Genomic DNA, 14582 nt, shown 5'->3' with positions numbered 1-14582 from the left:
CTCCTTTCATGAATTTGTGATGGTGAGCATCGTTGCAGCCTTCCTGATATTTGTAATTTTAAAACTCGTTTTTTTATAACCGCTCATGGCCAGACACTTGCTCGGGGATATGCGGGAGAAGTTCAACAGAAAAGTCTCGGCCCTTACCACTAAGACCCTGTTCCGGGACAAGCTCAACAATTGGCTGGGCTATCTTTCCATTGCGGCATTGGCCTGCATCTTCGGCTTGCTCATTTCACGGGATCTGATGAGCGGTCTCGCCTTCTTCGTGGCCATCGTCAGCTTTGTCGCCCTGGTGATCTTTCTGAAGGACCCGGAAGTATGTTTCTACTTTTTCCTCTTTTTTGCCTTTCTCATCTATTGGTTCAATTCGGCCCTCTTCCATGGAGATTTTCCCGTTGGCCTCGTATACGACATACTGGCCATCGTCCTGCTCCTGGGCCTCAGCGTTTCCCGGCCGGACTTTCGCATCACCCTGAAGTACTTCAATAAGATCCCCCTCGTCACCTATTTCTTCGTCATCCTCTTCTTCAACGTCGTGGAAATGTTCAATCCCAACTCCGGCGGCGCCTCCGCCACCAATATCACGGGATTCCGTAAGTTCCTCGACTTTATCATCATACTTTTCGCCGCTTACAATCTCTTCGACAGCATGGAGAAGATCCGGAAATTCTCCAATATGCTCCTGGTCGCAGCTGGCATCAGCGCTATCTACGGCTGCATTCAACAGTGGTTCGGCCTCATGCCATGGGAACTGGAGTCCATTCTGTCCAATCCGATCGCCTTCGGCCTCCTGTTCGTCAATGGAGAATTCCGCAAGTTCGGCACCATGTCCGACCCCTCGATCTATGGCCTGCTCATGACTGGCTGTACCCTCTATTACTTTATCCTGGGGATCTATGAGAAAGACAAGAGATGGCGCGCTGCCTATATTATAGGAGCTATCTTCATGCTCCTGGCCGTGGGCTACTCCGGCACCCGCACCGCCTACGCCACCATGCTGGCAGGCCTGGGATTCTTCATCCTGCTCAATATCGACAAACCCGCCATCCAGAAATTAGGCATCGCCTCCGTGATAGGATTCATTATTCTCATGACAGGCCCTTTCGAAGGCATCGGCACTATCCGCCGCTTTCGTACCACCTTCATTGGTACCCAGGACCAATCCTACAAGGTGCGACTGGAGGCCCGGGCATTCATCCAACCCTATATTCGTAGCCATCCCATCGGCGGCGGCCTGGGAACCACGGGCTTCAACGGCGCCAAAGAACACCCTGGCCACCCCCTCGCGAATTTCCAGCCGGATGGCAGCTACGTGGTCAAAGCCACCGAAACGGGATGGATCGGCCTGATCCTGGTCTGTATCCTATACTTTATGGTCATGCGCACTGGCATACGCGGCTTCTTTAGAGCCCGGTCGCCCGAGATCAAAGTGTACTATAGTGCCTGTCTCAGCGCCATCTTTTCTTTTTATGTGGGCGAATATACTCAGCTGGCTGTGGGGGGCGTCACCGACTCCCTCGTATACTTCCCGCTCATTGCGATTATGCTCAACTTAAAATATTTTGACACGAATGCCGAACCCAGGCACCCGGAAATAAGTATATAACCCATCCTCATGAACCGCCCCCTTATTCAAATACTGCTCCTGATCCTCAACGTTACCTGGATCACCAGCGCATCCCGCATACTGGCGCAAACTCCCTTATCCCCCTCCCTCCGCGTGGAAAAGGTCATCATTTGCGAATACCGCGTCTGGTACATCGCCAGCGACAGCAACATCTATGGATGGAACAACGGCTCCCGTACTGTCGTTAAATTCCCCATCGGGGGAAGAAAGGCCGTTGATGGTGACGGCGCCTTCAACGAATTCAGGGTCCTCGACGACCAGGGCTATATCTGGTCCTCCCGCATCGACTACACCGCCAACACGGACAGATACGACACGGACACCACCGGTGCACCCTTTGATAAGAACATCCGGGTCTTCGCCTACCAGAACACTACCCTCACCATCCGCTCCGACGGCAGCGTCTGGTACTTCGGTAATGACGACTACCACCTCCTTACACCCGCTGGCGCCAACAACCTGCGCCCCATCCAGCTGTCTCCCAAAGGAATGGCCGTAAAAAAACTGGCGTTGGGTGGCTACAGGATCGTCGCCCTCACAAAGTCAGGCCAGGTGTATGAATGGACCTACGGCGGCGGAAAGAACCCCGTCAAAAAGACAATTCCTGCTCCCGCCATCGACATCTTCGCAAGCCACTTCGACTATGCAGGCTGCATCATACCCGCAACCCCTGGCGCAGCGGCCGGATACCCCTACATTTGGGGCACAGCGTGGGGTAGCTGGGGCTCAAGGACACCCGCAGCTTATGCCCAGCCCACACCCGTAAAAGACCTCTGGAAAGTAAAAGCGCCCATTAAAGAGATCTCCGTGGACTGGAACACCACCCACTACATCGATACCCGCGGCGATATGTACGGCCTGGGCTTCAATGCCCAGGGAGAAGTAGGCAACGGGGAAGAAACGGTCAACAAACACCACTACCCTACCTTTCCGGGATACGGCTGGTCTTTTAAAGACAGCGAAAACCCTGTTCCCGCACCCGCCGTACAAATAGGGAAAGGGATCAAATGGTCCAGTCTATTCTCCAACAATTGGTTTGGATTCTATAAATACGCCCTGGCCGAGAACGGCGACCTGTATTCCTGGGGGCGTAACAAGGCAATGGTGCTGGGCAACGGCCTGTTCAATCTGCAACAAATGGAACATCCCAACGCACTGGATGTGCTGGTGCCCACCAAGGTCACGCCGCTCACCACTATTTTCCAAACCTATAATTTCCAGCCCCCTTCCATCCACGCCACAGTCGAAGAGGATGGTGGCACAATAATTTTGAAAGGCACCGCCACACCACCCCTTTTGGTTAAGTCCACACCCAGGTCCGCCAATGGCATCGATACCATCGATTATAAGATCACATCCTGGCGCTGGAAAAGGGTCAGCGGGAAACTCTGCACCATCTCCCGCCCCGACTCGCCTTCCACCACAGTAGCCGGCCTCACACCCGGCACTTACATATTCCAGTTGACGGTGACAGATAGCAATACAGGTACCCAAAATACAGCCATCACGGTCTCCATCAGCCCTTCCGGTCATATTAAAAAAGATTAACTTTATCCAATGATAGTAGTATATATCCTCACTTCCTTGCTGTTTGTCTACCTGGCCTCGACCATCCTGTACCTTTTTTTCCTCGCAGCAGCAGGTCGCTTCGGAAAGCTCCGGAAATATACCTCCCACCCCGATAAGGCCCGCATCGCCGTCATCATTCCTTCCTATAAAGAGGATTCGGTCATCGTCGACACAGCGCGCCAGGCCCTTAACCAGGACTATCCCAAAGATAAATACACGGTCACCGTCGTGGCAGATCAGCTGCAGCCGGAAACCATCCGCCTCATGCAGGAGATCCCCGTCAACGTCATACCCGTCCGGTTGGAAAAAAGCATGAAAGCCCGTTCTCTCAACGCGGCCTTTCAGCAGCTGGCCTCCGGCAGTTACGACCTGGCCATGATCCTGGATGCCGACAACATCATGTCTTCCGACACCCTTGAAAAGGTCAATCACGCCTATCGTTCCGGCTGGCAGGTGGTCCAATGCCACCGTACGGCCAAGAATAAGAATAATTCCGTAGCCATCCTCGACGCCATGAGCGAAGAGATCAATAATACCATGCTCCGGCGCGGCCAGCGCGTCCTGGGCCTCTCCTGCGCCCTCATCGGATCGGGTATGGCTTTCCGTTATGACCTCATCAGCGGCATCTTTGCCCTCCCCGCCATCCAGGACAATCCGGGCGAGGACAGGGAAATAGACATCCAGCTGGTGAAAAAGGACATCATGGTCGAATTCATCGAAGATGCTTACATCTATGACGAAAAAGTACAACGTAAAGAAGTGTTTGAAAAACAAAGGACCCGCTGGCTCGGCACACAGGTGGATCACCTGAAAAGCTTCCTTTCTCCCGACATGAAACACCTGCGCACCCATAAGATCTTCCTGCATAAGCTCTTTCAATGCATCTTCCTGCCACGCCTCCTGCTGATGCTGGTGTTTCTACTGGTGATCGCAATTTGCACCGTCACGATCTTCACCGGAGTTCCCATCCTGGCCCCCGGCTGGCCATGGTGGCTGGCCCTGGTCGGTATTTATGGACTCACAATGATCGTCGCCATCCCATCGGCTTTTTACAACAGGCAGACCCTCACCGCCCTCTCCAGGATCCCGGTTCTGATGTTCGCCATGGTAAAAGCTTTGCTGAATATTAAAAAACACAAGACTGGCTTCCTCCACACCCCTAAGGAATTCAGCGCAAAAGCCTGATCACTTCGCTGCTGGGGCCAGCGGCTTGGTCGCCTTTTCACCCAGGTCGGGCCGGGGGAAAAAGCGGTCCTTTAATTTTATGAAATGTATCTCGTAAATGCGATAGCTTACTTCGGACAGCAGGTACACCGTCGCCAGATAGGGAAGGAATAACAGGATCTTGATCACCGAATGCTCGGGATTGAAATAAGGCTTGAATAAAAAGGCCCACACCAGCCAATGAAAAATATACATACTGTAGCTCACCCGCCCGATATTCACCAGCCACCTGTTCTGTAAAAAATGGCGGAGCCGGGTAAATCGCTCCCGCATATGCTCGCTCACCAGCACCAGGATCAGACTTGAAAAGAACAGGTTCAGCAGCGTATAGTGCCAAACATATTCATAATGCTCCGACTGTCCGATCCGATAGCCCAGATCCGTTATATAGCTCCCCTGCGCCCTCCTGAATCCATAATCCCAGATCCCTGCACCCACCACGGCAACCAGGCTCGCCAGCAGCAGGAATTGCGGCCTTCTCACCCTCTTGTCCAAAGACAGGACATGTATGATGCCTCCCATAAAAAAGGCATCCAGGTGGCTCAGCGTATGCCAGTATACAATGTCCGACAACGGCTCGCCGCTGAATCCCTTCGCAATGAAATGCGCTCCCAGCAGATAACGCACCAGCGGCGCCGCAATGATCACCCCGATCATGAACACCTTTATCAGCCGTTGGGGACTTATCAGTATGATCAGGGGGAAAAAGAGATAGAATTGCTCTTCGATACACAGGGACCAGAAATGCGTAAAGGCAGGATACCAGTGCCATCCCGAAAACGACCTTGTAAAATTAAAAGTATAGGTCACCAGGTATGGGATATACCGCCCATATCCCTCCGGCGCATGCGTGAAGATATAAACGACGCCTGTCACCAGCAGAAAGCCGAAATACAATGGAAATATCCGCAGCGTACGGCGTACCCAGAACTTCTTCAGCTTGAAGGAGAGGGGATCGGAGGCCTTTTTATCCTTCCAGAGTATGCCCGTGATAAGGAACCCCGACAGCACAAAGAACAGCTGCACCCCGATCCACCCAAACGTGGTGATCTCCCCATGCAGGCTCATCACCAGCAGGATCGCAAAGGCCCTTACACCATCGAGACTTTTAATATATCCATTCGTTGCCATAGGGATTGCCGGCAACTATTTATTGGTAGGATTAGCTCCCGGTACAGGACGCAGCACATGGTCCAGCGGCCACCCGATCATCCGTTCGATATCGATACGGATAAGGTCCTGGCGGAACTGCAGGTTCAGCACTTTGGTCAACTCGTCGTTCTTTGCCCTTTGCACGAGCATATAGGACTCCACTGTAATGGTGCCTTTGCGAAAATTGTCCTCGGCCTGGGAAAAATTGGCCTGTACATCGTTGATGGTCTCGCTCTCCATTTCGATCAGGGCGCTCAGCAACTTGTACTCTTTATATTTGGATAGCACATTCGCTTTTATCTGCCGGGCCAGGATCTCCTGCTGGTCCTTACCCTGCGCAATGGATTCACGAGCCATTTTCACCGTATTGCCCTGGGAGAAAATGATCCCCAGCGGAATGGTAATGCCGAAGTAATATTTGGGATATACGTAATTGTTCGTTCCCGTAGTGGATTTCTTCGCAAAGCTCTGGTCATTGTAGTTGGTGGAAATGCTCAGCAGGTTCAGCCAGGTAGCCTTGGCCCTGCGCAGCTCCAGTTCATCCACCTTGCTCTTGTGGACGGAAGCATCGTATTCAGGTCCCTGAAGAGCCAGCGCCACCAGCTTGTTCTCATTGGCCGTATCCGAAAGGTCCGTCGAGATTCGGGTAATGGGTGCCGTTGGTCCCGGATTAGCCGGCGGTGCAGTTGTTTTGGGCTTGCCGGCAGGATTCTGTGCTTCCACGGTTACGGCTCCAGCTAAAAAAAAGGATACGAGTAAATACGTAAAAGATCGATTCATTTTATACGGCATTTATATTTTCCAGGTCGATCATATTCAATACAGATCCGGTGAATTTACCATTGAGGTCCTTCAGGAACCTGATGGATTCCTTGTCGATCTGTTTGATAACATGCACGGCAGAAAAAACTGCCACTATCCCATCCACATATTGGATCAATTCCTTACTATCACTAAAGTCGTTTAACGGAGGCCCCTCCAGGAAAATATAATCAAATTCATTCACCAGGTGATGCAGGTACGACAGCAGGTTCTCACGGGGCAGCACCTCCGAAGGTGTGTAATCCCCGCCCTCGGACCCTATTACATAGACCTCTCCCATCTCGGAACCGATGTTCTTCGAGAAGAACCGGATCTTTTCTATCAGCGACTTGCTGTTCGTATCATTGGAGATCTTCTCCAGCACAGGGTCCGCCTGCAGCTGTACCGTCAGGTCATTATTGGAAAAGTTCGTATCGATGATCAGGATCTTCTTACGGCTCATGCTGAGACTATAGGACAATGCCTGTATCAGCGTTGTCTTCCCTTGCCCCTTCTTCGTGCTCGTGAACAGGAAGATCTGCTTGCCGCTGGTCTCTATTTCGTACCGCAGCTTCCGGATGGACTCCCGGAAGACATTGTTGCGCTTCTTCTCCAGCTTATCCTCTTCCTTGATATGCCCTGCGACGATGTCCTTCATCGTCTTGTTCTTCAGGTTCATGAAGTTCACCATGCTGATGAGCTTCAGACCCACCGCCTTCGAAAATATGATAGGCGTACGGATGGAAGAATCCATATACACGAGCAAAATAATGATCACGATGACAGTCATGAAAGTGACAGCCCCCGCCATTCCCACGATCAGCATCCGCTTCGAAGGCTCGGGATCTATCGCCGGCTGCGCGATCTGCAGCTGGCGGAAATTGTTCACGGACGATGATCCAATGTCGGTAGCGGCGTTTAATCGCGCTTTGGCGGCAAGATATTCCTTCTCGGCCAGGTCCGCGTCCTTGATCAGGGTCTCCACTGTTTGCGTCTTGTTCGATGCGGTACTGATCCCCGCTTTCAGGTTGCCGATCTTCTCTTCCAGCAGCTTGATCTTCTCCTTGCTGGCCTCAATGCTCACCTCTATATCGTTCTTCTTGTCCAGCAGGTCCGTCCGGTTGTCCGGCAGCTTCTCCGTCCCGGATCCGGCATTGGGATTGGCAGCCGCATATTTTTGGTTGAACTCGGCCTTCAATTGATTGTACCGGTCCAGCTTCGACTTATCATTCGTATTAAGATACTCTTTGTAAGCATCGTTCATGGCCTTCCGTGCCTGCAACAGCTCTTCGTTATTATTCGGGTCGGTGGTAGGAGCAGGAGGCTTCGTGGCCTGATCCTTCGCACTGGCATTGGCAACACCCAGCTTCTGGTTCACCTTCCGTAACTCGAAATAAAGATCCGTCTGCTTGTTCTTCTCATCGCTGAGCGACTTCTCAAACTCACTGATCAACTCGTATTTGCTGGTACTTTCCGTCGCAGCGTCCGTCCCGCCCTCTCCCCTGAGTATCCTGTTCTTTTCATCCAGCTCCTGCTTCTTCTTGTCCACGATGCTCTGCAGCGTGTCTATCGATTCCTGTGACTTCGTGCTCCGGATATTCCGGTAGTACCGGATGAACTGCTCGAACATCGTGTTCACCATAAACGCCGATAGCTCGGGGTTCTCCGTTATGCCATCCGTCTGTATATAGTCCGTGCTGGGCACGCGGTAGATCTGGATATGCCTTAAAAGCTGACCATAGCCGTAGCCATACAGGTCCAGGAATTCCAGCAGTTTCTTTTCATCGGGCTTATAGCTGGTGAGCACGGTCATGGTCTCCAGCTTATCCTTGAAAACACGCTTGGCTTCCGTCAGGTTCACCTCTTTATAAGTATATGATTGCAGCTGTTTGACATTCAGCCTGCGGAAAGGATTCGGGCTCGTAAGATCATGCAGGATCAGCTCATAGGACAAGAGGCTTATCACAGGCGCCGACATCCAGGTATTGATAGCATTGTTAAATCGTACTTCAGCATCGAACATGTTCGTGCTGCTCTCATTTATCTTGATCTCGTCAGGTATCGCAAATCCTGTGGAGATACGAGTCGAGCTCCTGTAGCCCTTGGGCTCATGCCGGGTCAGCGACCAGGCGACTACTGCCGCCAGGATGGCAGAGCCGATGATGATCCACTTCCGCTTCATTAAAACCCGTATCAGATAGGTAAAATCCATTAAGGGAAATTTTCGCCAAATTTAACCTTTAAAATCGATGGATGCCAACAAATAAGGCAAAATCTGGAGCTGGACAACAAACGAAAATATATCATTCTTTATTTTGATCCTACCCATTTTTTACAGGCCCGGTAAACCACCCGGATCATTGATTTCTTGCCCCATAATTCAAAGAAAATAAGTATGTTTGATCATGAACAGGCGTAAGGCAATCTTTCGTATCACCCTTGCCGGGATCGGCTTGGCAGGCGCCGGGGCTGCTTACGAATGGTGGACTCTGGTCCGGTCTCCGGACATGTCCTGGCTACGCAACAACAAGGAGCTCATCGCCGCCCTTTCCGAGACGATCATCCCCGCCACCGATTCACCGGGAGCCCGCGAAGCCGGCGTTGCTGATTTCATCATTAAAATGATCGCCAGCTGCACCCCTGTAAAAGAACAAAACAATTTTATCTCCGGCCTGAAGGCAATGCAGGATAGATGCAGGAGCAAATATGGCAAACCTTATCAGCATTGCGCCCCCGCCGACCAGGAGGCCGCCCTGCTCTATTTCCAACAAAAAGGCCAGCCTTTCAAAGGCACTGCCGGCAAACTGGAGGCCCGTCTCACCGGACGTTCCTTTTTTCGCATCCTGAAAGACTATACGGTGGAAGGGTACTGCACTTCCTCCGCAGGCGCAACAAAAGGACTGGCATATCTTTATATCCCGGGCAGCTTCCACGGATGCATCCCACTGCAGCCAGGGCAGAAAAGCTGGGCAACCAACTAATCCACTATGGGCGATCCGAAACAATCTACCCCCCCCAACCAGGTCAATCTCCCCGGCAAAGGCGCCGATCAACATACTTTTGACGCCATCGTCGTCGGCTCCGGCATCACTGGGGGCTGGGCAGCCAAAGAGCTCTGCGAAAAGGGACTGAAAACCCTCGTGCTGGAAAGAGGTAAGAATGTCGTCCATATCAGGGATTACCCCACCGCCATCCTCAACCCCTGGGACTTTGAGTTCAGAGGCAACCATACGGAAAAAGAAAAAGCCGCCGACCCCATCCGGACAGCCTATGGCGATGCCGGCGGCAGCATCTTCTTCGTCAAGGACAGCGAACATCCCTATATCCAGGAAAAACCCTTCACCTGGGTACGCGGTTATCAGGTCGGCGGTCGGTCCCTCACATGGGGCCGCCAATGCTACCGATACAGCGACCTGGACTTCGAGGCCAATCTGAAGGATGGCATCGGCGTGGACTGGCCCATCCGCTACAACGACCTGGCCCCCTGGTATGATTACGTGGAAAGATATGTGGGTATCAGTGGCTCCAAAGAGGACTGGCCCTCCCTGCCCGACGGCGATTTTCTCCCTCCCATAGAGATGAATTGCGTGGAACAACATTTCTCCGACCAGGTCCGCGCCCACTATAAGGACAGGATCTCCACCATTGGCCGTGTATCCAACCTCAGCCGGGGCTGGAACGGCAGAGGCCCCTGCCAGTTCCGCAACCTCTGCTCCCGGGGATGCCCCTTCGGCGGCTACTTCAGCAGCAACGCGGCCACCCTACCCTCGGCCCAGGCCACAGGCAACCTTACCCTTGTCCCGGACGCCATCGTAACGGAAGTGATCTACGACCCAAAACGCAACAAAGCCACGGGCGTACGGGTCACCAATGCGCTGACAAAGTCCGTGACAGAATACTACGCTCGCGTCATCTTTCTCAACGCCTCCACCATCGCTACCGCCGCCCTCCTGCTCAACTCGACTTCAGCCCATTTCCCCGATGGACTGGGTAACTCCAGCGGACAGATAGGGCATAACCTGATGGACCATTTCACAGGCACTGGCGCCGGAGCCGTCCTGGAAGGAATGGAAGACAAATACTACTCCGGAAGAAAGCCCGTCGGCATCTATATCCCCCGGTTCCGCAACCTCCCCGGCGGACAATCCCGTAAAGACTATATCCGTGGATTCGGCATCCAGGGTAAAGGAGCCAGGGCCGAATGGAGGGATATCGGTGCCTCCGCACCCGGCTTTGGGAAAAAATTCAAGGACCAGCTCCTCTCCCCCGGCCCCTGGGGCATGTGGATGGGCGGCTGGGGAGAGACCCTGCCGTACTTCGACAACAAGATCACCCTCGATAAGAACAACCATGACCCCTGGGGCCTTCCCATGGTAAAGATCGATTTTGAATACAGGGATAATGAAAAGGCAATGAGTAAGGATATCCTGGAATCTGTGAAGGAGATGTTCGCAATAGCAGGATTCAAAGACATCAACGCTTACAGCTACCTGCAACCTGGCGGCACCGCCGTTCATGAAATGGGCACAGTACGCATGGGAAAGGATCCGAAGACCTCTGCCCTCAACGCCTGGAACCAGCTCCATGATGTCCCCAACGTACTGGTCACGGACGGCAGCTGTATGACCTCCTCCGGCTCTGCCAACCCATCCCTTACCTACATGGCGCTCACCGCCCGTGCCTGCAGCCATGTCGTGGAAGAACTAAAGAAAGGGAACCTATGAATGAGCATTGGCTTTCGCCTTTTTCAAAGCGCCCTTCACCATACGGTATGCAGTCTTGTAAACATCCAACGTATACTGGCCAACATTCTTCAGCTCCATGTCGATATGCCGCCGCATGATAAAATACCAAAAGACAAAACCGACCATTGCCGTCACCATCGTACCAATGGCAGCTCCGTAAAACCCAAATTCCACCAGACAGGCATAGTTGATAACAAGAAACCCAACCAACGTACCCGTATTGGCCCAGAACACCAGTTTGGGCTTGCCAATGGAATTTAACAGGTTGGCCGCCTGGTTCTGCGCCGGACGGAAGATCCCCGTCACCATGTACATCTGGAGGATGGGAGCCGACAAGGCATATTTAGGGCCCGCGATGACCACAGTGATCAGGTGGGGAAGCAGGATGATCACCAGCGCCGTCGGCAGCGTAAATGCCAATAGCACCGCCACCATCTTTTCATACAAATACTTCACCTTCGTCGTTCCCTCGGCAGCAGCCTGCGAAGCCTTGGGGAAAAGGACCTCCGCCGCGGCAAAAGAAGGAATATCCACTAAAAGATTGATACGCGAAGCCACATTGTAATAGGCTACGCTGCCCGGCGCAATAAACCTGCCTGTCATCAGCTGATCCAGGTTAAGATTGATATTGGCCACCATCCCGGACCCGAATATATATCCACCATACCCAAAGATTTTTTTGATCCATTGCCGGCTGGGCTTGAATTGGAATAGCAGGTATTTTTTGCTGTAAAAATAGAGGACCACTGTTCCAATGCCGATCGTAATGGACTGGTACATGGACAAATAAGCTAAAGATATGGGCGTTTTCGTCAGCCGGTACCAGACGATCACCCCAAAGAACAGCATCTGCCGCACAAAGGATCCGGCAAACCCGCCTTTGAAATCCAGGTTGCTCTGCTGTACGGCTTCCAGGTGCGCAAAAAAGATCATGAAGAACATGCCGGGTATAAACCAGCGCAGCATTTCCGCCAGCTCCGCCCCCGTGTGGAACCACCGTCCCAGCCACCCGGAAAATACAACGATCAGCAGGACAAAGAACAAGGTAATAGCAGTATTGATAAGAAAAGAGGAGGACGCCACCGCCGTCCGCTCCGCTTCGTCATCGCTGGAGCTGACATACTTGATATGGGCATTCTTCAGCAGGTTGCTCTTGGTAGCCTCAAAGATCCCTGTGATGGCAAGGAATAAAGCCCAGGTACCCATCTGGGTCACGGTCAAACCACGGGTCAGTATGACAAAATTAACAAACCCGAAAAATGTCAGGGAAAATCGCTGGAAAATGGTGTAAAAGGCGCTACGGATCCAGTAACTGGCGAAATACTTTTTCAAGTTGGGAGATTTGAGGTCGCTCGTAAAGATATATTAAAAAAAACACCGCCGGAAGTCGACGGTGCTTTTTCTGCATATGTAATAAAATTATATACGCGCTATTATATACGCACTGCTTATTTGCATTTGATCACCTGCTGATTCAGCACGTCATCCCCCGCCCGTAGCTTGAGAATATAGCTGCCCGCAGCCAGATTACCGACGGGTACGCTCACTGAATTAACACCCACGCTCAATACCCTGTCCACGCTGACCACCTTCACCCCGCTGAGGCTCCACAGCTCAAAATAAGCCTTGCTGGCGGCCGCAGCCGTTACCCTTAGCTCTACGTTATTGGTTTGCAGCGGATTGCCCAACAATACGATCTTGAAGGGGCTGGCCTTGATACTGGCCGCCACTGTCTTGCTATAGATCGCCTGGCCATCCAGGTCCGTCTCCAGGATCCGGAAATAATGCGTGCCCGGTGTTGCCTGTGAATAAGTAAAGCTATACGATACGACTTGAGGGTTATTGGCCAATTGCCCAATTGTTTCAAAATGAACCCCGTCAGTTGACTGCTCTATTACATATCCGCTGGCCTGCTGGTTATTGGTCACCGTCCACTTCAACACGATGTCGGAGTTGGAAGGAGTCGCCGTAAAGCTCACCCAATTCACCGGCAGCGGCGTGGCGGAACTCCCGAATGTAAAGACAGCTCCATTGCTCAATGTAACACCGGTGTAATTAACGATATTCCCCGAAAAAGAAGCCGGAGTATACCGGGTGATGGTGCCTGCCGTAAAGTCACCCGTGCCGCTGGCATCCACCAGCAGCCTGAAATTATTTGGATTCCCCAGGGTTCCCTGGGTAGTAACCCCGGTATAATCGATGCTGAGGTTAACGGTACCTACATTACCGACATGCTGAGCCTTCCATTTCCGGCCCAGGATGCTCATGGATGCAGGCGCTCCTGTAGTCGACTCTGTCGTCGCGCCATTGTCATTGCCGACCGTAAGGAAATTCAGGTCGGTGGTCAACGCGCTGGGATTGCTCAGCACAACATTCGCCGCCCCGGATTGGCCCCCGCCGCTCCCGTTTCCAGTGGAAGCGCTGTTGGATTGCGTCACCAGCAGCCCGGAAGTGTTATCCCGGCCAATGCCGAATACAGCGTTATTATAGGGATTGACAGCCGAATTCCAGATCGTGGAGCCGTCCGAAGCGATCAGGTCCGTACCCAGGGGTATTCCATATTTAAGGGACAGGTAAGAAAAGATCTTGTTCCTGTTAGCCCCGGCATCCACGGAGTTGTTGTAAACGATCAGCTCCCCTAAGCTTCCTATGAAAGCTTCTGAACTGGGATAAGTCCTGATACCCAGCCTGTTGTAATCTGCCGCCAGCGCTCTGGTGGCGATGGCATTTCCAGGAGAAGTGCTGAGCACCGTAGGCGCGGTCAAATTACCCTGGTCGATGAGTTCCAGGTCATTGTCGTTCTGCGCCAGCAGGTTCATCTGGCTGATATAGGGCGCACCGATGGTATAGTTGCGCCCCATTCCCGTGACAAAGGAGGGACCGATCTCCGCCTGATCACCCCATTGCCCGTTGTAAAGCCAAAGGGAAGTGCCATTGTTGTTCCCGAATGCAAACCCATTCTGTGACCAGATCCGTTGAATGGAGGCACTGCTGTTTGAGGTCCAAACGGCGAAAACAGCATAATCATCCTTCCCGGCAGTGATGGGCGCCCCAGCCAAAGTAGGACCATCCATATACTGGTTACCAAAAAAGGAGACACCGGGTAGAAAATTGAATTGGTTCGGCACCACCAGCGGTCTGCTGACCGTAGCGTTAAAGACCTTTGCATTGTTGGAATACTGCCAGCTGTCAAGACTGTCCGAGGAAGTCAAAGTGCTGGAAGCATCTGCTTTCAGCCACAAGGTAAGACCGGTGCTGACGCCGCCGGGTGATTGGGCAAAGGTTCCGGACAAAAGAAGGGCACAGAAACCTGATAGGTAAATTTTTTTCATGTACAATCCAGTTTAAAAGGTCGCTTTAAATTGTTAATGACTGGATATTGGAGGGACGATGAAAGAGGTCTTATCAGGTATGGATTTCAGGCAGAGGGAGAGGGTAAAGATACAGTTTTATATGATTTT

General features: G+C 52.4%; 10 protein-coding genes. 5 read left to right on the top strand and 5 right to left on the bottom strand.

Going from position 1 to position 14582, the window contains the following annotated elements; translation table 11 throughout:
• The first annotated feature begins 85 nt into the window (after positions 1 to 85).
• The 3 genes from Q4E93_RS30885 to Q4E93_RS30875 are packed head-to-tail and all read left to right on the top strand — an operon-like array spanning position 86 to position 4384.
• Positions 86 to 1609 (top strand): O-antigen ligase family protein, encoded by a 1524-nt coding sequence (locus tag Q4E93_RS30885; RefSeq protein ID WP_303591805.1) that lies wholly within the window; start codon positions 86 to 88, stop codon positions 1607 to 1609.
• A gap of 9 nt (positions 1610 to 1618) precedes the next feature.
• Positions 1619 to 3178: a PKD domain-containing protein gene (locus tag Q4E93_RS30880; RefSeq protein ID WP_303591804.1), complete on the top strand. Its 1560-nt coding sequence runs from the start codon at positions 1619 to 1621 to the stop codon at positions 3176 to 3178.
• 9 nt (positions 3179 to 3187) lie between these two features.
• Positions 3188 to 4384: a glycosyltransferase family 2 protein gene (locus Q4E93_RS30875; RefSeq protein WP_303591803.1), complete on the top strand. Its 1197-nt coding sequence runs from the start codon at positions 3188 to 3190 to the stop codon at positions 4382 to 4384.
• Here the strand turns inward: Q4E93_RS30875 and Q4E93_RS30870 are convergent, their stop codons facing one another.
• From Q4E93_RS30870 to Q4E93_RS30860, 3 genes are read right to left on the bottom strand one after another with little or no spacing between them, the layout of a single operon-like run.
• Entirely contained in the window at positions 4385 to 5554 is a 1170-nt protein-coding gene (locus Q4E93_RS30870) for an acyltransferase family protein (protein ID WP_303591802.1), read from the bottom strand.
• A gap of 15 nt (positions 5555 to 5569) precedes the next feature.
• Positions 5570 to 6355 carry a TolC family protein gene (locus Q4E93_RS30865; RefSeq protein ID WP_303591801.1) on the bottom strand — a complete coding sequence of 262 codons (786 nt, stop codon included), beginning with the start codon at positions 6353 to 6355 and terminating at the stop codon, positions 5570 to 5572.
• A 1-nt stretch (position 6356) separates the two neighbouring features.
• Entirely contained in the window at positions 6357 to 8588 is a 2232-nt protein-coding gene (locus tag Q4E93_RS30860) for a GumC family protein (protein ID WP_303591800.1), read from the bottom strand.
• Between the two features lie 193 nt (positions 8589 to 8781).
• On the opposite strand from Q4E93_RS30860, the gene Q4E93_RS30855 reads away from it, so the two are divergent.
• Both Q4E93_RS30855 and Q4E93_RS30850 read left to right on the top strand, forming a co-directional pair.
• Entirely contained in the window at positions 8782 to 9357 is a 576-nt protein-coding gene (locus Q4E93_RS30855; protein ID WP_303591799.1) for a gluconate 2-dehydrogenase subunit 3 family protein, read from the top strand.
• 6 nt (positions 9358 to 9363) lie between these two features.
• A complete protein-coding gene (locus Q4E93_RS30850) occupies positions 9364 to 11100 on the top strand; it encodes a GMC oxidoreductase (RefSeq protein ID WP_303591798.1) in 1737 nt (578 codons plus the stop codon).
• Here the strand turns inward: Q4E93_RS30850 and Q4E93_RS30845 are convergent.
• On the bottom strand, positions 11095 to 12453 hold the full coding sequence (locus tag Q4E93_RS30845; RefSeq protein WP_303591797.1) for a flippase: 1359 nt from the start codon (positions 12451 to 12453) through the stop codon (positions 11095 to 11097). The genes Q4E93_RS30850 and Q4E93_RS30845 overlap by 6 nt on opposite strands.
• 116 nt (positions 12454 to 12569) lie before the next feature.
• Positions 12570 to 14453, bottom strand: coding sequence for a T9SS type A sorting domain-containing protein (locus Q4E93_RS30840; protein WP_303591796.1), 1884 nt, complete (start codon positions 14451 to 14453; stop codon positions 12570 to 12572).
• Positions 14454 to 14582: the final 129 nt, after the last annotated feature.

The sequence above is a fragment of the Flavitalea plasmicola genome (genome assembly GCF_030546645.1).
Lineage (GTDB): Bacteria > Bacteroidota > Bacteroidia > Chitinophagales > Chitinophagaceae > Puia.
This window is presented reverse-complemented; position numbering and strand designations above follow the sequence as displayed.